A 19217-nucleotide genomic window follows, 5' to 3' on the forward strand; every position below is an offset into this window, starting at 1 on the left:
CACCAGAAGAACAAAGGCAGGCACCTTTCACAACCGCTGACCCTCAGCGCGTCGCTACCACGCGCTCATTCGCCTGCCCCCGCTGACGCACGGGCCGCGGCTGCCACCAGTTCTGCCCGGCGTGCGGAGAGACAAGGCTGACCCGTTCCCCCATCTGCGGCGTGCTCAAGCGCACCTGCGCCTGATTGGCCAGTGCCAGGATGCGTTCGAACGGCTCCTGCCAGCCATGGATGGACAAGTCGAAGGTACCGTTGTGAATCGGCAACAGCCAGCGCCCGCGCAAATCCAGATGGGCCTGCAGGCTCTGCTCCGGTTGCATGTGCACATCGGGCCAGGCGACGTTGTAGGCTCCGGTCTCGATCAGGGTCAGGTCGAATGGCCCGAAGCGCTCGCCAATCTGCTTGAACCCATCGAAGTAGCCGGTATCACCACTGAAGAATACCCGCACATCCTCGTCGACGATCACCCATGACGCCCACAAGGTCCGGTTGCTGTCCAGCAGCCCGCGCCCGGAAAAGTGCTGCGCCGGGGTGGCAACGAAGCGTACGCCCTCGACCTCGCTTTCCTGCCACCAGTCCAGCTGCCGCACCTTCGCCGATGCTACGCCCCAGGTCATCAGCCGGTTGCCTACGCCCAACGGCGCGAGGAACACGCCCGTGCGTGGTGCCAGTTGGCGAATGGCCTGTTCGTCCAGATGGTCGAAGTGATCGTGGGACAATACCACCGCAGCCAACGGCGGCAACTGGTCCAGCGCCAGAGGCGGCGCATGGAAACGCAGCGGACCGGCCCACTGCACCGGCGAGGCGCGCTCGGCGAACACCGGGTCGGTAATGAAGAAACGCCCGCACAACTTGAGCAATACCGTGGAGTGCCCCAGGCGCCACAGGCTACGATCAGGTGCGTCGAGCACCTGTTGGCGGGTCATGGGCTGGAGGCTCACCGGTGTGGCCGGCCGGGTTTCAGGCGGCTTGCGCAGGAACAGGTACTTGAGCCCGATGCGCAGCTTCTTCAATACGCCATCCTGTGGCAACAACGCCTGGTTGTGAAAACGTCCTTCCCGCTGGGGCGCCGGCTCGCCTGCGGGGTTGGCCAAAGGGACCATCAGCAACACTCCGAGCAACAGGAAAGCCTTCATGTTACCCCACAGTGATCGGATCAACCGTGAATTGGCTTGTAAGGTCATTTGTCGTCGATGAAACACTGTTCAACAATATTCATGCGAGTTATGCGATAAACGGCGCTCCGGCAGAAGAACGATGACCAAGATGGATAAACGCAGCGGCAAAGGCCTTTCATTCGTCAAACGCATCTACCTGCCGCGTGTCATCGGCCTGGGGATCGGCCTGTTCAGCGTCATGGCCGCCATGGCCCCGCTGTCACCGCCTACCTGGGCGTGGCTGCTGGTGCTGTTCAACGGCCTGCTGTGGCCGCATGTGGCCTACCTGTGGGCCTCTCGTTCGGCCGCACCCTACCATGCAGAACAGCGCAACCTGGTGCTCGACTCACTGATGGGTGGGTTCTGGACCGCCGCCATGCACTTCAACCCATTGCCCAGCGTGACCGTGCTGTCGATGATGACCATGAACAACGTTGCCGCCGGCGGCAAACGCATGGTCTTTCGCGGGGTGCTGGCCCAGCTGGCCGGCATGCTCGTCGCCATCCTGCTGCTCGGCCCCGGCCTGCAACTGAACGCCACACCTCTGCAGGTCTATGCCTGCCTGCCGATGCTGACGCTCTACCCGCTGGCGCTGGGCTGGGTCTGCTACCAGCTGGCGATCAAGCTCGCCGACCACAAGCGCCGCCTGAGCGCCCTGAGCCTCACCGACAGCCTGACCGGCTTGCTCAACCATGGCGCCTGGAAAGACCTGCTGCTGCTGAAGTTCCAGGCCTGCCAGCAGCAACAAGGGCACGCGGTGATTGCCCTGATCGACATCGACCACTTCAAGACCATCAACGACACCTTCGGCCACGTGGTCGGCGACTGCGTGTTGCGCCAGCTCAGCGCCGAGCTACGGCGCAACCTGCGCGAAGGCGACCAGGCCGGGCGCTACGGCGGTGACGAATTTTGCGTGATCCTGCCGGACACCAGCGAGGCCCAGGCCTGCCAGGCCATGGAGCGCCTGCGCGAGCGGGTCGCCAGCTACCGCAACCCGCAGTTGCCACACCTGCGCATCAGCCTGAGCATCGGCCTGTCGGCATTCGAGGCCGACCTGGCGTCACCCGAGCACTGGCTCGAACAGGCGGACAAGGCGCTATACACCGCCAAGCATGCTGGCCGCGACCAGGTCAATTTTTGCCCACAGCGACGCCGCGGCGCTCAGGCTGGCCTATCCTGATTGAACCTCCTTCCTGACTACCTGGCGGGAGGCTGCCTGAAGGAGCCGCTCGCGCATGGCCAGGACCGCCAACCCTCCACCCGCTAGCCCTACACCGCGTTTCCAGGTGCGTCGCCTCATTGCCGGCTTCAGCGCAGTTTTCGGCCTGGTCTGTCTGGTCATCCTCGGCGCCCTGTTCAATATCGCGGGCACTCTTGACCACCAGGAGCGCCAGCGCAGTGCCTTGCAGGCGACCAAGGCGCTGGAACAAAGGCTCCTCGCCTCGCGCCAGTTCCTGTCCAGCTACGCCGTTTGGGATGCGGCCTTCGAGCACCTGGCAGGCCAGGCTGACTGGAAATGGGCCTACGAAGAAAAGAACGTGGGCGAGTCGCTGTACAGCGCCAGCGGCTATGAAGGGGTGTTCGTAGTGGAGGACGCACGCACCACCTATGCCTTGTTCAAAGGCCAGCCTACCCAGGCAGCGGCCAATACCTATATCAATGCGGCGCTTCAGCCAATCATCGACCAGGCCCGGGCGGCGGCCGTCCCACGTGAACAGATTACCCGTTTCGTCCTGTTCAACGGTTGGCCGGCCGTGCTCAGTGCCGCGGCGGTGCGCCCGGACCGGGATGTCACCGATAGCGAGGTGAGCCAGGCGCCGGTGATGCTGTTCGTCGACCAGCTCACCGAGGAAAAGCTGGCACAGCTGAGCAGCGCTGCCGGCCTGACCGGCATGCACGTGGAAAACAATGATGTGGGTGAGCACGACCACTTGCGCATCGACCTCGGCGATACCGGCTACCACCTGTCCTGGAGCAGCCCGCTGCCTGGGCACCAGTTGTTGCGGGCAGTGTTGCCGCCACTGGCTGGTGCCTTGCTGATACTCGGCCTGATCATGCTGTACCTGTTCCGTCATGCCTTGCGCAGTTCGCGGGCGATCGACCTCACGCTCGCCCATCTGCAGCAGAGCAACCAGGCCCTGGAGGCCAGCGAGCAGCGTTTTCGCGCAGTGGCCGAGTCGGCCTCCGACTGGATCTGGGAAACCGACCGGCACCAACGCCTGACCTACCTGTCGCAACGCTTTGTCAACGTCACCGGCTACCCGGTGGACGACTGGCTCGGTCAACCGCTCAATCAGTTACTGGCCTGCGATACCACGCCGCTCTCGCCGTGGCTGGATGCCCTGGCCGCGGCCGACCCGCAACAACTGGCCAACCTGCGCTGCACCTACCGCGACCAGAATGGCCAGAACCGCTACTGCCGGATTTCGGCCCGCGCCATCTGGTACGACGGCAAGCCCGTCGGTTATCGCGGCACCGCCAGCGACATCACCGACGAGGTCGACGCCCATGCCCGCATCCAGCACCTTTCGCTGCACGACCCGCTGACCGGGCTGGCCAACCGCAACAAACTCGCCCGGCATCTCGAGCAGGCACTATTGCGCGGCAGCGATTCGCCGCCACTGACCTTGCTGCTGCTGGACCTGGACAACTTCAAGCCGATCAACGACTCCCTCGGCCATGCCGCCGGTGACGCCGTGCTGCAGGAGGTAGCAACGCGCCTGCGCGACAGTACCCGCGATGGCGACATGGTCGCGCGCCTGGGCGGCGACGAGTTCCTCCTGGTGCTCAGCGGCATGGACAACCGCAGTGAGATCGACCGCTTCTGTGCGCGCCTGATCAGCCTGCTGCAGCAACCGATCGTCTTCGATAGCCAGCCCCTGCACGTTGGCGCCAGCATCGGGGTCGCCCAGACCCGCACCCAGGGCTTCGATGCCGGCGAGCTGATCCGCTGCGCCGACATCGCCCTGTACCAGGCCAAGGCCGACGGCAAGAACACCTGGCGCTATTTCGCTGCCGAAATGAACCAGCAGATCCAGTACCGCCGCCAGCTGGAGAACGACATGCGGCGGGCCCTGCGCAACCAGGAGTTCGAGCTGTATTACCAGCCGCGCTACCGCCTCAGCGACCTGCGCATCGTCGCGGTCGAGGCCTTGCTGCGCTGGCAGCATCCGCAGGAGGGGTTGCTTGGGCCGGACACCTTCATCCCGTTGGCCGAGCAGAGCGACATCATTGTCGCACTGGGCCGCTGGGTGTTGCGTGAAGCCTGCCGCACCGCCCACGACTGGCCTGCCGACATGCTGGTTTCGGTGAACCTGTCACCTGCGCAATTCCTGCGCAGCGATGTAGTGGCTGATGTACGCGAGATCCTGCTGGAAACCGCCTTCCCAGCCCAGCGTCTGGAGCTGGAAATTACCGAAAACGTGATGCTCAACGATATTGAAGGTGCGCTGGGTACCATGCTGTCGCTCAAGGAGCTGGGCGTACGCCTGAACATGGACGACTTCGGCACCGGCTACTCGTCGCTGGGCTACCTGCGCACCTACCCGTTCGACAGCATCAAGATCGACAAACGCTTCATCGGCGGACTGAACAACACCGGTGGCAGCGACCGCGCCGTGGTCCAGGCCATCATCAACCTGGGCGAAGCAATGGGGCTTACGGTGACGGCCGAAGGGGTGGAGAGCGAGCAGCAGCTCAGGGCGCTGGCGAAGGACCGTTGCCACGAAGTGCAGGGCTATTACATGAGCCGACCGCTGGACAGTGCCGGGCTGGAGGCGTTGTTGCAGCAGGCAGCCCAGCGCTCGGCACCCTACCCGTAGCGTAGTTTGAAGGCTTGCGCAGGCCCTGTGGGAGCGGGCGCGTCGAGGCGTCGAACCGCCGCGAACACCGGCGAAGCCGGTGCCATCCACCGAGTTGCATTCTTCGCGGGCACGCCCGCTCCCACAGGGATTTTCAGCACAGCTGCCGCAAGCTGCGCTCAGCCACGATTTCCGGCAGGTCGCGCCGGCGCAGGTAGGTGCGTAGCGGTTCACCGATGTTCAAACGGTCATCCACATGCTGCTCCAGCAACAGCGCCAGCCGTTCACGGCACAGGGCCATGCGCTGCCCTTGCTCGGGCCGCCAGACAAACTCGCTGCAGGGCGTAATGCTGGCGTCGGCCACGTCCATGCCGAACGAATCTTCGGAAAAACGCACGATATGCACACCGCGCTTGCCATGAAAACCGACAAAGCCCTTGAGCTGGTCGGCAGCGTTGCAGATGTCCTGGGAAGTGATGGCCATGACGTAACCTCGCAATGAAATCGGAAGATACGCACGCCAGGCGGGGGTGGTTGCCTCTACCGGGCAACTCGTGACTGGCAGCCTAACGCAAGCCGTCGCACAGGTGCCACGCTTTTCATCGATCAGCGGCCACCGTCAACCTGCGAATGCAGCACCTCGCCCAGCCACTGCATGAAGGCCTGCACCCGGCGTGGCACGTGCCGTTGCCGGGCATACAGCAGTGACACGGGCATGGCCGGGGCCTGCCAGCCTTCCAGTACCGAAACCAGCTCGCCGCGCTGCAGGTGCTCGGCCACGCCCACCGCCGGCACCTGGATCAGCCCCAGCCCGGCCAGGCAGGCTGCCGAGTAGGCCTCGGCATTGTTGACCGTGACCACACCGGCCATGGCCTGGAAGCGCAGTTCACCGCCCTGCAGGTATTCGAAACCGGCACTGCGCCCCCCCAGGGTGCGCACGTAATGCACCAGGTGGTGCTCGGCCAGGTCCTGCAGCGTGCGCGGCACGCCATGGCGGGCCAGGTAGCCAGGGCTGGCACAGTTGCGCATGCTCAGTTGCCCGACCGGGCGCGCCACCACGTCCAGGTCATGCAGGGCACCAATGCGCATCACACAATCGAAGCCTTCACGCAGCAGGTCGACCTGGCGGTCGGTGCAACTGAGCTCCACCTCCAGGCGCGGGAAGCGCTGCAGAAACTGCGGCAGCGCCGGGATGATGACCCGGCGGGCCATCATGGTCGGCAAGTCGACCCGCAGGCGCCCGGCCAGCTCGGCATCGTCGGCGCAGAACAGGCTCTCGATCTCGTCCATGCCCGACAGCAGGTCCTTGCTGCGCTCGTACAGCAAGGCGCCATCCTGGGTTGCCTGCACCCGGCGGGTGGTGCGGTTGAACAGCTGTGTACCCAGCAAACGCTCCAGCGCCCTGACCTGCTCCGACACGGTCGAACGGGGCAGCCCCAGGCTCTCGGCAGCCAGGGTGAAACTGCTGACCTCGCTCACCCGCACAAAGGTGCGCAACAACTCCAGCTTGTTCACTTGAACCTCGTCTATCCGGTTTTACCGAACAGTATTTCCATATTTTCTGGATTTATCAGCACAACACCGACCAATAACCTGTGCTCATCAGCCCACCATGAGGTTTTCACCATGACCCGCAAGATTGCCCTGATCACTGGCGCCAGCCGCGGCCTGGGCCGCAACACTGCCGAACACCTGGCCGCACGCGGCATCGATGTCATCGGCACTTACCACAGCAAGGCCGAGGAAGCCCAGGCCGTGGCCGCGCGGCTGGAGCAGGCGGGGGTCAAGGCCGCCATGCTGCAACTGGACGTCAGCGACAGCACCAGCTTTGCCGGCTTCGCCGAACGCCTGGGGGCAACCTTGCAGCAACACTTCGGTCGCGAGCGTTTCGACTTTCTGGTGAACAATGCCGGGATCGGCTTGAACGTGCCATACACCGAAACCAGCGAAGCGCAGTTCGACCAGTTGCTGAACATCCAGCTGAAAGGACCGTTCTTCCTCACCCAGCGCCTGCTGCCGCTGCTGGTCGACAATGGCCGCATCGTCAACATTTCCACTGGCCTGGCGCGCTTTGCGCTGCCGGGGTATGCCGCCTATGCCGCGATGAAGGGGGCGATGGAGGTGCTGACCCGCTACCAGGCCAAGGAACTGGGGGCGCGTGGTATTCGCGTGAACATTCTGGCGCCGGGGGCGATCGAGACGGACTTTGGCGGCGGCGTGGTGCGGGACAACCGCCAGGTGAATGAATACATTGCCGGCAACACGGCGCTGGGGCGCGTGGGCTTGCCGGATGATATCGGGGCAGCGATTGCGCTGTTGCTGGAAGATGGCAATGGCTGGATCAACGGGCAACGGCTGGAGGTTTCGGGCGGGATGTTCCTCTGAAATCGAGAATCTGGGGCCGCTTTGCGGCCCATCGCATGAGCCTGGCTTGCCGGCGATCGGGCCACGGAGTGGCCCCCTGCCTCATTGCTCATGCACCTGCACACTGGCGGTCATCCCCGCACTCAGGGTCACCCCCTCCGGCACCTGGTCCAGGCGAATCCTCACCGGTATGCGCTGCGCCAGGCGCACCCAGTTGAAGGTTGGCTCAACCTCCGGCAGCAACTGGCTGTCCGGGTTGCTGTTGCGGTCGGTGATACCGCGGCTGATGCTCTCAACATGCCCTTGCATCGGCTCGCCCGCGCCCATCAGCCAGACTTTCACCGCATCCCCCACGCGAATGCGCGGCAGCTTGGTTTCCTCGAAATAGGCCTGGATATAGAAGGTTGAATCGTCCACCAAGGCCATCACCGACTCCCCGGTGTTCACATAGTTGCCCTCGGCCAGGCGCAGGTTGGTGATATGCCCGCTGCGCGGTGCCCGCACTTCACTGCGCGCCAGGTTGATCCTGGCAACCTGCAACTGCGCCTGGGCCTCGTGCAGCTCACCGCGGGCTATGGCCGCATTGATCTGTGCATTTTCCCGCAATTCGGCACTGATCGCCTCCGGCCCCAGGGCGGTACGCCGGGCCGCTTCACGCTCGCGCAGGTGCAGTTGCTGGGTGCGGGTCTCGGTCACGGCGCTGGCCTGGTCGAAGGCCGCCTGGAAACGCTCGCGATCGATGCTCATCAGCAGGTCGCCGGCCTTGACCTGCTGGTTGTCACGGGCCTTCAGCTCGCGCACCCAGCCAGACACATCGGGGGCGATCACCACCACATCGGCGCGCACACGGGCATCGCGGGTCCAGGGGGTGAGCATGTAGTACTGCCACAGCTGATAGCCGGCGAACACGGCAAGGGCCACCACACACAAGGTGATCAGGGTACGTACGGCCGCACGCATCGAAACACTCCTTTATAAGGTTCCCAACAGTCGCACCACCAGGAACAACACACAAACGAACAGCGCCGCGTCGAACAGCGCCTCATGCCAGATCCAGCGCCCCAACGGCGTGGCCTGCACCAGCAGACGCAGCAACCCGGTGAGCACCAGCGCCAGCAACACATAAACCAGAAAGGGACTGAACAGCACGCCGCCCACTTCCCACTCACGCAACCCCATGGGCTTCCTCCTGCCAGCGGCACCACTTGCCCCAGCTTTTCTGCAATTGCAGCACCGCCCCTTCGGCCAACCGCAGCGGATCGCTTGAGGGTAGCCGGCGCAAGGCGCCAATGAACTGTTCGCTGGCAGCATCCAGGCGCTGACCACGCCCGGGCGCCGGCCCCTTGGCCAGCACTGCCTCTACCTGCTGCAGGTACTCGCGCTCGGCCCGCCCCAACGGGGCCTGGGCAACCGCCAGGCACATGCGCAGGTGCACCAGTTCATCGCCGATATCCAGGCCGTGCAGGCCATCGTCCCAGCGCTGGCGCTCGCTCTCGGGTAGCTCGCCGGCATGCCGCGCCAGTTGCATCAGGCGGTCGGCCATGCGCCCGCCAAACCAGCTGTCGGCCCCGCGCAGGTCGCGCCGGGTCAGGCGCACCAGGTCGCTCTGGGTCGCCGCGCGCAGGCGCCGGCCCAGCCAGGCCGGGTGGCGAAACACCAACAAACGGAAGGCCATCACCGCCGCCGACACTCCCACCAGCATGGCCAAGGCACTGTTGAGCATGCTGGCCACGCCGAACTGCATGGCGTTGAGCGGCGACACCAGCACGATGAAGTGCAGGCAATAGGAGGTGGCCGTGGCCCCGGTCCGTGGGTGAGCCATGCCCAGTGCCCCAAAAAACAGCGGCACGCCCATGCCCAGGCAGAGCATGGCAAAGCTGCTCCATTGCGGCAGCAGTATCTGCCCGACCAGAAACGCCGCGGGTATCGCCAGGCAGATCCCGCGCAAAAAGCTCAGGCCGATCTGCGCACCGTTCTCGCGGCTGGCGAACAGGCTGCAGACCACGCAGGTCAGCACCAGGCCCCCCGGTGCCGAAGGCCAGGCGGTGGCCAGCCAGAAGCCGCTCATTACCAGAAAGGCCAGCGCACTGCGTGAGCCGAACAGCAAGGCCAGCGACCAGTCGCGGTGCGCGGCCAGGCCCTGGGACACATCCTTGGGCGCCCTGCCCGCTTCCACATCCTCCAGCGCCTGGCTGGCGGCCATGGCGTAATCCAGCAGCAGTGCCATGCGCGCCAGGCAGAAGTGCTCCGCCGGGCTGATCTGTTCATCGTGGGCGGCATCCCAGATGCGCTGGCGCAACAGCAACAGGCTGGGCTGGTCGGGCTTGCCCAGCAGGGCCCGCACCTCCTCCAGCCAGGGCGCCAGGCGTTCGGCTTCGCGCTCATCAAGTTGCCGCCATTGCCGGCGCACCGAGCGGGAGATGCGCAGCAGCACCATCAGTTTCTGGCTCAGGCCACGAATGGCGCGGGCACGCTGGCGCCCGCGGGTGCCTTCGAACCAGGCGTGTTCGCGCTGGCTGTCGATGGCAACGATACGCCCCAGGCTCTCCAGCAAGCCTTTGCGCGCCTCGTCTTCGCCGCCCAACATGGCACTGGCGGCCTGCAGGCCGTTCTGCCAGGCCTGGCGGGCCTGTCCACCCAGTTGCTGCTCTACCCGCATGGGCCAGAGCAAGGCACTGCTGGCGGTGGCACAGAAGATACCCAGGCAGATCTCGGTACAGCGCGCCACAGCCTGGTCGAACACCTGCAAAGGGTGGTTGATAGCCGGCAGGGCGATGATCGCCGCGGTGTAGCCAGCCAGCACGAAGGCATAGGCCCAGGCGCTGCGCAGCTGGGTGGAGGCGGCGGTACACAGGGCCAGCCACAGGGCCAAGGTAAGCAGGAACAGCCATGGGGTCTGGGCGAACAGGCCGATGAACAGTACCGACGCAAACGTACCGACCAGGGTGCCGGCCAGCCGCGCCAAGCCCTTCTGCACCACCATGCCCGACAGTGGCTGGGCGACGATGAAAGCGGTCATCAGTGCCCAGGACGGTTGCTCCAGGCCCCAGCGCATCGCCAGCCACAGCGCCAGGCCACCACCGAGCAGGGTCTTGATGGCGAACTTGAGGGCGAGGCTGCTGGGGGCGAACAGGGCCTGGAGGGTGATGGGCACGAGGCGGACCTTGCGGGGATGTTCTTGTAGAAAAGATAGACAATGATGGGAAGGATAAAGCAGAGACGATTAATTAGCTAGCTAATCATCTTTATGATCGACAGGTCCTCCTGTGCGGACCTCTTCGCGGGCCCCCCCGCTCCTGCAAGCGATCGCGCAAAATCCGAACCCTGTGGGGTCGCTACAGGCAACACAAGAATTGCAGGCAAAAAAAATGGGCGACCGAAGTCGCCCTAAATGCCTTGCGTGCTCGTGTACCCGGAAGGTCAGCGCGGCTTGCGCTTGTTCGAGTCCTTCCAGATGAAAATGCCCAGACCGGCAAAGAAGGCGACCATCAACCCGACCGTTACCACTCCGGCGATAACCACGTTGTCGAAGAACATGCTGGCCTCCCCATTCGTTTGCCGTTGTCCGATGGGTGCAAGTTAACCAATGTGGGGGCGGGAAAAATTGATCGGTGTCAATGGTGCCCGGGGCCGGGCACGCGAGGCGGGTGCAGGGTTGACCTGCGTCAAATTTCAGCGCTTCTTCGGCTTGCCCTTGGGCTTCTTTTTCTTGGCGGTGTTCAACGGCAGGGCCTGCTCGAACGCATTGCGCATTTCGTTCAGGCGCTTTTCCTTGAGGTCATGGACGCGCTTGGCGCGTTCAGCATCGAAATCGATGAGGTTGTCTTGGCTCATGGGTGGGCTCGACGATCAACTGAGACTTGCATGATGAAGCCAGGCGCAGGCTCTGACCAGCCCCGCGTCAGACTTCGATGTCTACCAGCAGCCCCTGGCGGACATGCTCGCCCATCAACGGTGCCACCGGCACGGTGTTGTCGGCGTTGACCTCGTCACCCGGCATCGCCGTGTAGCGTTCGTCGTCGCCCTTCTGCCGGCGTTGCTGCTGGCGGCGCTGCTCATCGCGCAGCAGCAACGTCTGCTCCTGCGGGTCACGCTGGTGCTTGAGGTCGATGGCACTTTCACCGGATGCAGGCTGCGTCGGCACCACCGGCTTGATGTCGGGGGTCGGTTTGACCGGGTCCTGTTGCGAAGTCACCGGGGCGGCACTGAGCGGAATGATCGGCGGCAGCATGGACGTTCTCCTATGCCCCCTGTATCGGCAGGCGCGGGTTTACCTTGATGGTACGCACGACACTTATTCGGCTTCTTCGTCAGGGTCGTCGTCGCTTGGCGGGCTGGCTTCGCTCCAGGGCCGCTTGTACACCTGCTGCCAGACCGCGTCCATGTGCTCGCGCAGCACCTGCGGCGCGCCTTTGAGCGAGGCACTGTCCTCGCGCTCACCACCGATCGGCTCTTCACCTGCCGGGGTAATCAGCGACTGGCCGGTGATGCTGTAGCTGGCCTGCCCTTCGCGCATCTCGATGACGATGTCGTGCGGGTCGATACCGCCGCCGCAGAAGGCGTGGCTGGCAACCGTCACCTCGGCGACGCCATCCTTGTTCAGGTCGCCGACATCGCTGACGTCGTTATAGAAGTCCACATCCAGGTCCAGGCCCGGGCAGGTGGTTTCCTGCTCGATCTGCCAGCGCGCCTTGAACGCGTCGCTTTCGGCGGTGCGCCCGTACAGCGTGGCCTTGAGTACCACCTTGTCCACTTCCTGCTCGCTTTCCGGGTCGCTGGCCTGGCCATCGCTGCGGCTCAATACCAGCAAGCCTTCACCATCGCGGTCACGAAAGTGCACGCTCTTGATCGGCGTCTGCACGCCCAGTACCTCAAGCTGCTCCATCGGGATGGCGGGCAAGGTCTCGAAGTTTTTCTGCTCGCAGGCGGCCAGCAGCAACAGGCTGCCCACGGCCATCGAAGTGCTGATCCAGCGGTGCTTGGCAGACATGTTGATCCGGGGCCCTCGTCGGCAGCACGGTGGGGGGCGATGAAGCGGCTAGACTGTTGCACTAGCTTTCGCACTTCGGCACCTTTCGATGCGCTCGGCACTTTGGTCTGACCGGCCGATCCGTTAACATAATCGGCTTTTTCATCGCGGGAGTTCAGGCAGTATGGCGCAGCAGTATCAACCGGGGCAACGCTGGATCAGCGACAGCGAAGCCGAGCTCGGCCTGGGTACCATCCTGGCGCAGGATGGCCGCCTGTTGACCGTGCTCTACCCGGCCACTGGCGACACCCGCCAGTATTCCCTGCGCAATGCGCCGCTGACCCGCGTGCGCTTCTCGCCAGGTGACCAGATCACCCACTTCGAAGGCTGGAAGCTGACCGTGCGCGAGGTCGAGGACATCGACGGGCTGATGGTCTACCACGGCCTGGACGGGCAAAACCAGCCGCGCACCCTGCCAGAAACCCAGCTGTCGAACTTCATCCAGTTCCGCCTGGCCAGCGACCGCCTGTTCGCCGGGCAGATCGACCCGCTGTCGTGGTTCAGCCTGCGCTACAACACCCTGCAGCACAACAGCAAGCAGATGCAGTCGGCGCTGTGGGGCCTGGGCGGCTGCCGTGCCCAACCCATCGCCCACCAACTGCACATCGCCCGCGAAGTCGCCGACCGCAGCGCGCCGCGCGTTTTGCTGGCCGACGAAGTGGGCCTGGGTAAAACCATCGAGGCCGGCCTGGTGATCCACCGCCAACTGCTGTCTGGCCGCGCCAGCCGCGTACTGATCCTGGTGCCGGAAAACCTCCAGCACCAGTGGCTGGTGGAAATGCGCCGCCGCTTCAACCTGCAGGTGGCCCTGTTCGACGCCGAACGCTTCATCGAAAGCGACGCCAGCAACCCGTTCGAGGATGCCCAGCTGGCGCTGGTGGCCCTGGAGTGGCTGGTCGACGACGAAAAGGCCCAGGACGCGCTGTTCGCCGCCGGCTGGGACCTGATGGCGGTGGACGAAGCCCACCACCTGGTCTGGCACGAAGACCAGGTCAGCGCCGAATACGGCCTGGTCGAACAGCTGGCCCAGGTGATCCCGGGCGTGCTGCTGCTCACGGCCACCCCCGAACAGCTCGGCCAGGACAGCCACTTCGCCCGCCTGCGCCTGCTCGACCCCAACCGTTTCCACGACCTTGCCGCCTTCCGCGCCGAAAGCGAACACTATCGCCCGGTGGCCGAAGCCGTACAGGAACTGCTCGACGAAGGCCGCCTGTCGCCCAAGGCCCACGCCACCATCCAGGGCTTCCTGGGTGCCGAAGGCGAAGCCCTGCTGGCCGCGGTCAACGACGGCGATACCCAGGCCAGCGCGCGCCTGATCCGTGAACTGCTCGACCGCCACGGCACCGGCCGCGTGCTGTTCCGTAACACCCGCGCGGCGATCCAGGGCTTCCCTGAGCGCCAGCTGCACCCTTACCCACTGGCCATGCCCGAGCAGTACCGCGACCTGCCAGCAGGCGAACATGCCGAGTTGTACCCGGAAGTTGCCTTCCAGGCCCAGGGCGAGGTGGCCGAGGACGAGCGCTGGTGGCGTTTCGACCCGCGCGTCGACTGGCTGATCGACACCCTGAAGATGCTCAAGCGCACCAAGGTGCTGGTGATCTGCGCCCATGCCGAAACCGCGATGGACCTGGAAGATGCCCTGCGCGTGCGCTCCGGCATCCCGGCCTCGGTATTCCATGAAGGCATGAGCATCCTTGAGCGCGACCGCGCCGCCGCCTACTTCGCCGACGAAGAGTTCGGTGCGCAGGTGCTGATCTGTTCCGAGATCGGCAGCGAAGGCCGCAACTTCCAGTTTGCCCACCATCTGGTGATGTTCGACCTGCCGGCGCACCCGGACCTGCTCGAACAGCGCATCGGCCGCCTCGACCGTATCGGCCAGAAGCACACCATCCAGCTGCATATCCCGTACCTGCAGGACAGCCCGCAAGAACGCCTGTTCCAGTGGTACCACGAAGGCCTCAACGCCTTCCTCAATACCTGCCCTACCGGCAACGCCCTGCAGCACCAGTTCGGCCCGCGCCTGCTGCCGCTGCTCGAAGGTGGCGAAAGCAAGGCCTGGGAAGCCCTGGTGGCCGACGCCCGCAGCGAGCGCGAACGCCTGGAAGCCGAACTGCATACTGGCCGTGACCGCCTGCTGGAGCTCAACTCCGGCGGTGCCGGCGAAGGCCAGGCGTTGGTCGAGGACATTCTCGAACAGGACGACCAGTTCGCCCTGCCGATCTACATGGAAACCCTGTTCGACGCCTTCGGCATCGACAGCGAAGACCATTCCGAGAACGCCCTGATCCTCAAACCAAGCGAGAAGATGCTCGACGCCAGCTTCCCGCTGGGCGACGACGAAGGCGTGACCATCACCTACGACCGTGGCCAGGCGCTGTCGCGCGAGGACATGCAGTTCCTCACCTGGGAACACCCGATGGTGCAAGGCGGCATGGACCTGGTGCTGTCCGGCTCGATGGGCAACACCGCCGTGGCGCTGATCAAGAACAAGGCGCTCAAACCCGGCACCGTGCTGCTTGAACTGCTGTTCGTCAGCGAGGTGGTGGCACCGCGTAGCCTGCAGCTGGGCCGTTACCTGCCACCGGCGGCACTGCGCTGCCTGCTCGATGCCAACGGCAACGACCTGGCGTCCCGCGTGGCCTTCGAAACCCTCAACGACCAGCTGGAAAGCGTGCCGCGCGCCAGCGCCAACAAGTTCGTCCAGGCCCAGCGTGACGTGCTGGCCCAGCGCATTGGCAGTGGCGAGGCCAAGGTCATGCCGGCCCACGTCGAGCGCGTGGCCGAAGCCCAGCGCCGCCTGACAGCGGAAGCCGACGAAGAACTGGCCCGTCTGGTCGCGCTGCAAGCGGTCAACCCGAGCGTGCGCGACAGCGAGATCGAAGCGTTGCGCAAGCAGCGCGAAGAGGGCCTGGCGATGCTGGACAAGGCCGCACTGCGCCTGGAAGCCATTCGCGTGCTGGTGGCTGGCTAATACAGTTCAGAAACCGCCGCCTTTGTGGGAGCGGCCTTGTGTCGCGAAAGGGCCGCAACGCGGCCCCAGAATTGAAGCGCAATAATTGAAATTGCCGGGGCCGCGTTGCGGCCCTTTCGCGACACAAGGCCGCTCCCACAGGGGGCCAATTTTCAGAACCCACGTACATATTCCAGGCTGCGATCAGGTTCATAACCAAATCGTAGAAATCAATGTGCTATTAGTCAGGAAGGCTTAAACACCTCTTCCTATACTGCCTCTGGACAGTCTGCACAGGGTTGTAGCGCAGACGAGTGAAAACTCGATCATGAGGCATTCCATGGAATGGCTGGGGCTGCAACTGTTCGCCGACCTGCCGGCAACCGGGCGCATCGTCATCGATTGCCGACATGACCCGTTCCTGGTTCTGCTCGCCTACTTCGTCGCCTGTGCGGCCTGCTTCGCCACACTGGACATGGCCGAGCGCCAATCCCACAGCGAAGACCCCACCGCCCACCGACAATGGAACATGCTCGGTGCCTGCTGCCTGGCCGGTGGTATCTGGGCCATGCACTTCATCAGCATGCTGGCCTTCCAGGCACCAGTGGAAGTGCACTACGACGCGTCCCTGACCATCCTTTCGCTGCTCATCGCCCTGGCCGTCGCCTGGCTGGCCATGCATAGCCTCGACCGCAGGCATATGCGCGCACACCATTACCTGCCAAGTGCAGTGCTGATCGGCCTGGGGATCATTCTGATGCACTACGTCGGCATGGCCGCCCTGGAAACCGGCGCCCGCCAGTACTACCAGACCGGCCTGCTGCTGGCCTCTGCCGCCATTGCCATGCTCACCAGCCTGGCGGCGCTTTGCCTGGCCCGCTACTTCCGTCATGGCAGCGGTACCCTTCACCAAGCCATGAAATACGGCGCCAGCCTGCTGATGGCCGGCGGCATCGTCGCCACCCACTTCACCGCGATGTCCGCCATGACCCTGGTCATCCCGGCCGACACCGCCCTGCGCCTGCCCTCTGGCGACAACAGCCTGCAACTGGGGCTGGGCATCGGCTTCATCACCCTGCTGATCAGTGGTGCCAGCATCAGTAGCGCGCTGGCCGACAAGAAGCTGCAAAGCAAGGAGCACGACCTGCGCCGGGTCAGCGTGCTGCTCAGCCAGCTGGACCAGGCCCGCGCGTCGCTGCAGCAGGCCGCGCACTACGATGCCCTGACCAACCTGGTCAACCGCCGCGGTTTCAACCAGGTGTTCGCCGAACGCCTGGCCGAACACCAGGCCACAGAGAGCCGCCTGGCGGTAATGTTTCTCGACATCGACCATTTCAAACGCATCAACGACAGCCTCGGCCACGACGCCGGTGACGAACTGCTCAAAGTGATCGCCAGCCACATCAAGGCCGCCACCCGCAACCACGACCTGGTCGCGCGCTTTGGTGGCGACGAGTTCTGCGTGGTCACCAGCCTCAACAGCCGCGACGAAGCCCGCCACCTGGCCCAGCGCATCATGCAAAGGATGAAAGAGCCCATCGACCTGGGTGGCCGACGCATGGTCATGACCACCAGCATCGGCATCAGCGTCTTCCCCGACGACGGCACCACCGCCGAAGAGCTGCTAAAGCATGCCGACCTCGCCCTGTACCAGTCCAAGGGCAGCGGACGCAACAGCCTGAACTTCTTCAACGACAGCCTGAAGACCCGGGCCTCGATTGCCTTGCAACTGGAAGAAGAACTGCGCCTGGCCCTGCTCGAGGAGCATGGGCTGTGTGTGCACTACCAGCCAATCTTCGACCTGCGCAGCAGGCAAGTGGCCAAACTGGAAGCCCTGGTGCGCTGGCAACACCCGCAACACGGCCTGCTCGGGCCCGAGCGTTTTGTCGCGATCGCCGAAGCCAATGGCCTGATCATCGACCTCGACCTGTGGGTGCTGCGCCACGCCTGCGCCGACCTGGCCTACCTGCAGCGGCACGGCTATGGCAGCCTCAAGGTCACGGTCAATTGCTCGGCCGTCACCCTCAGCCACGACGAACTGCCCAATGAAGTGGAGAAGGCACTGTTCCACGCCGGGCTCGCGCCCTGGCAGCTCGAACTGGAGGTTACCGAGAACGCCCTGATGGGTGACATCCAGCGCACGGTCAACCTGCTCAAGCGCGTGCGCGCTCTGGGCGTGGCACTGTCAATCGATGACTTCGGCACCGGCTACTCGTCACTGGCCTACCTCAAGCGCCTGCCGCTCAACGTGCTGAAGATCGACCGCAGCTTCCTGCAGGATGTACCGGGTAGCCAGAAGGACCGCGAGATCGTCCAGGCGATCATCGTCATGGCGCATACCCTGCATTTACAGGTGATCAGCGAGGGCGTGGAGACTACCAAACAGCTGGCATTCCTCGAAGCTCACGGCTGCGACTACCTGCAAGGCTACCTGCTGGGCCGCCCGGAGCCGCTGGCCGAACTGCGGCCGCTGCTGGAGCGGCTGCAGCACCAGAGCGGTGTGTTCAACCCTTGCTGCGGTACAGTTCAACCAGGGTCGCCGGATCTTTTTGCAGGTACCCCTGGCTTGCGTGCAGGCGCATCAATTGCGCAGCGAGGCCACTGAGCGGCGTCGCCGAGCCTTGCTCGCGGGACAACTTGACCGCGCCATCGAGATCCTTGAGCAGCGTGCGCACGTGCCACTTGATCGGTTCGAAGCGGCTCTCGGCCATTTGCGGCGCGAGGATCTGCAACGGCCTGGAGTCGGCAAAGCCGCCAGCCAGCGCTTCGGCGATCAGCGTCGCATCGACACCGGACTGTTCAGCCAAGGCCACCACTTCGGCGATCACCAAGGCATTGCAGGCCACGATCATCTGGTTGCAGGCCTTGGTCACCTGGCCCGCGCCTACCGCCCCCATGTGCGTCACACGCTGGCCAAGTACCTGCAGCACCGGGCGGGCGCGCTGCAGGTCGGCCGCCTCGCCACCGACCATGATCGCCAGGGTGCCGGCTTCGGCCCCGGGTGTGCCACCGGACACTGGCGCATCCAGCCAGGCCATGCCGCACAGTGCCGCCAGCTCGGCAGCCATTTCACGGGTGGCGGTGGGTTCGAGACTGGAAAAATCGATCAGCAACTGGCCGCTGCGGCCGCCCTGGGCAATGCCTTGCTCACCGAACACCACCTCGCGCACCACGGCCGTGTCGGCCAGGCACAGCAGCAGCATGTCGCTGTCGCGGCACAGTTCGGCAGGGCTGCTGGCCAGTCGCGCGCCGGCGGCGACCAGCGCAGCGCACTTGTCCGGGCTGCGGTTCCACACGGTCAGCGGGTAGCCCGCTGCCAGCAGGCGCCGGCACATGGGCAGGCCCATCAGGCCGATGCCGGCAAATCCAAGCGAAGGTAGTGCAGTGCTCATCGATTACTCCTGACTGGTTCGAACATTTTCCAGGCAGACCACAAGGCCGCTCCCACAGGGTTTCGCGTCGCCTGGAAGACGGTGGGGCATTACGCATCCCGTAAACTGTTACCGCCACGCCGAATTGTTACTTCCCTCTACCCACCTTGAGCGCCATCAAGCACCAAAATGGGCCTGTTGCGCATTTTCGCGCACCAAAAACGATCATGCCTCTGCGGTGCGCTTCACCTGGATCACGATAAACGGCGAAACCACCACCGCCCAGATCTCTGGATCGCGGCTTTGCAGATCCTGGGCCTGCTCGGCAGTCACCGGCCCAACGGTGCCATCACTACGCCACTTGGCGAAGATCTCGCTGCGATTCTCGGCCATCGCCTCGGCAACGGCGATCAGGTCGAGGGTTGGGTCGACCCAAATCAGGTCACCCTTGGCCCAGAAACGCTCCAGCGCTTTCCACTCGATGATTGCCGTCTCGCCAAGCAATTTGGCATAGAGGGTGCTTGTTTGATCACTCATGGGTGGTATC

The 19217-nt window shown here is 64.4% G+C and carries 16 protein-coding genes and 1 pseudogene; 5 read left to right on the forward strand and 12 right to left on the reverse strand.

Features of this window, described 5'->3' with window-relative positions; genetic code table 11:
* Positions 1 to 43 precede the first annotated feature (43 nt).
* On the reverse strand, positions 44 to 1135 hold the full coding sequence (locus tag MKK04_RS20550; protein ID WP_233694771.1) for an MBL fold metallo-hydrolase: 1092 nt from the start codon (positions 1133 to 1135) through the stop codon (positions 44 to 46).
* A 130-nt stretch (positions 1136 to 1265) separates the two neighbouring features.
* Here MKK04_RS20550 and MKK04_RS20555 point away from each other — a divergent pair.
* A pseudogene (locus MKK04_RS20555) lies at positions 1266 to 2340 on the forward strand (diguanylate cyclase).
* Between the two features lie 51 nt (positions 2341 to 2391).
* Entirely contained in the window at positions 2392 to 4977 is a 2586-nt protein-coding gene (locus MKK04_RS20560) for a bifunctional diguanylate cyclase/phosphodiesterase (RefSeq protein WP_207832857.1), read from the forward strand.
* Between the two features lie 133 nt (positions 4978 to 5110).
* Here MKK04_RS20560 and MKK04_RS20565 read toward each other — a convergent pair whose 3' ends face one another.
* Together MKK04_RS20565 and MKK04_RS20570 are read right to left on the reverse strand one after the other, a co-directional pair.
* Entirely contained in the window at positions 5111 to 5440 is a 330-nt protein-coding gene (locus MKK04_RS20565) for a DUF2025 family protein (RefSeq protein WP_015271519.1), read from the reverse strand.
* 122 nt (positions 5441 to 5562) lie between these two features.
* On the reverse strand, positions 5563 to 6471 hold the full coding sequence (locus MKK04_RS20570; protein ID WP_207832860.1) for a LysR family transcriptional regulator: 909 nt from the start codon (positions 6469 to 6471) through the stop codon (positions 5563 to 5565).
* Positions 6472 to 6582: 111 nt separating this feature from the next.
* On the opposite strand from MKK04_RS20570, the gene MKK04_RS20575 reads away from it, so the two are divergent.
* Entirely contained in the window at positions 6583 to 7341 is a 759-nt protein-coding gene (locus tag MKK04_RS20575) for an SDR family NAD(P)-dependent oxidoreductase (RefSeq protein WP_241105937.1), read from the forward strand.
* 81 nt (positions 7342 to 7422) lie between these two features.
* Here the strand turns inward: MKK04_RS20575 and MKK04_RS20580 are convergent, their stop codons facing one another.
* The 7 genes from MKK04_RS20580 to MKK04_RS20605 form a co-directional block, all read right to left on the reverse strand.
* Positions 7423 to 8280 carry an efflux RND transporter periplasmic adaptor subunit gene (locus MKK04_RS20580; RefSeq protein ID WP_241105938.1) on the reverse strand — a complete coding sequence of 286 codons (858 nt, stop codon included), beginning with the start codon at positions 8278 to 8280 and terminating at the stop codon, positions 7423 to 7425.
* Positions 8281 to 8292: 12 nt separating this feature from the next.
* A complete protein-coding gene (locus MKK04_RS20585; RefSeq protein WP_207832866.1) occupies positions 8293 to 8499 on the reverse strand; it encodes a DUF1656 domain-containing protein in 207 nt (68 codons plus the stop codon).
* Positions 8486 to 10474, reverse strand: a complete 1989-nt coding sequence (locus MKK04_RS20590; RefSeq protein ID WP_207832868.1) for an FUSC family protein — start codon at positions 10472 to 10474, stop codon at positions 8486 to 8488. Before MKK04_RS20590 ends, MKK04_RS20585 begins: the two co-directional genes overlap by 14 nt.
* Positions 10475 to 10740: 266 nt before the next feature.
* Positions 10741 to 10857, reverse strand: a complete 117-nt coding sequence (gene ccoM, locus MKK04_RS26550) for a cytochrome c oxidase subunit CcoM (protein WP_003254862.1) — start codon at positions 10855 to 10857, stop codon at positions 10741 to 10743.
* A gap of 135 nt (positions 10858 to 10992) precedes the next feature.
* Positions 10993 to 11154: a hypothetical protein gene (locus MKK04_RS20595; RefSeq protein WP_075046112.1), complete on the reverse strand. Its 162-nt coding sequence runs from the start codon at positions 11152 to 11154 to the stop codon at positions 10993 to 10995.
* A 67-nt stretch (positions 11155 to 11221) separates the two neighbouring features.
* Positions 11222 to 11551 carry an aspartate-semialdehyde dehydrogenase gene (locus MKK04_RS20600; protein WP_207832870.1) on the reverse strand — a complete coding sequence of 110 codons (330 nt, stop codon included), beginning with the start codon at positions 11549 to 11551 and terminating at the stop codon, positions 11222 to 11224.
* A gap of 63 nt (positions 11552 to 11614) precedes the next feature.
* Positions 11615 to 12310 carry a M949_RS01915 family surface polysaccharide biosynthesis protein gene (locus MKK04_RS20605; protein ID WP_207832872.1) on the reverse strand — a complete coding sequence of 232 codons (696 nt, stop codon included), beginning with the start codon at positions 12308 to 12310 and terminating at the stop codon, positions 11615 to 11617.
* A gap of 163 nt (positions 12311 to 12473) precedes the next feature.
* On the opposite strand from MKK04_RS20605, the gene rapA reads away from it, so the two are divergent.
* A complete protein-coding gene (gene rapA / locus MKK04_RS20610) occupies positions 12474 to 15320 on the forward strand; it encodes an RNA polymerase-associated protein RapA (RefSeq protein WP_241105939.1) in 2847 nt (948 codons plus the stop codon).
* 319 nt (positions 15321 to 15639) lie between these two features.
* A complete protein-coding gene (locus MKK04_RS20615) occupies positions 15640 to 17904 on the forward strand; it encodes a putative bifunctional diguanylate cyclase/phosphodiesterase (RefSeq protein ID WP_241106819.1) in 2265 nt (754 codons plus the stop codon).
* On the opposite strand, the gene MKK04_RS20620 is transcribed toward MKK04_RS20615, so the two are convergent.
* Together MKK04_RS20620 and MKK04_RS20625 are read right to left on the reverse strand one after the other, a co-directional pair.
* Positions 17804 to 18691, reverse strand: coding sequence for an NAD(P)-dependent oxidoreductase (locus tag MKK04_RS20620; RefSeq protein WP_207832876.1), 888 nt, complete (start codon positions 18689 to 18691; stop codon positions 17804 to 17806). The two genes, MKK04_RS20615 and MKK04_RS20620, sit on opposite strands and share 101 nt — an antisense overlap.
* A gap of 204 nt (positions 18692 to 18895) precedes the next feature.
* Entirely contained in the window at positions 18896 to 19207 is a 312-nt protein-coding gene (locus tag MKK04_RS20625; protein ID WP_207832877.1) for a DUF2288 domain-containing protein, read from the reverse strand.
* Positions 19208 to 19217 lie beyond the last annotated feature (10 nt).

Origin of the sequence: Pseudomonas sp. LS.1a (assembly GCF_022533585.1) — a bacterium.
In the GTDB taxonomy this organism is placed as follows: domain Bacteria; phylum Pseudomonadota; class Gammaproteobacteria; order Pseudomonadales; family Pseudomonadaceae; genus Aquipseudomonas.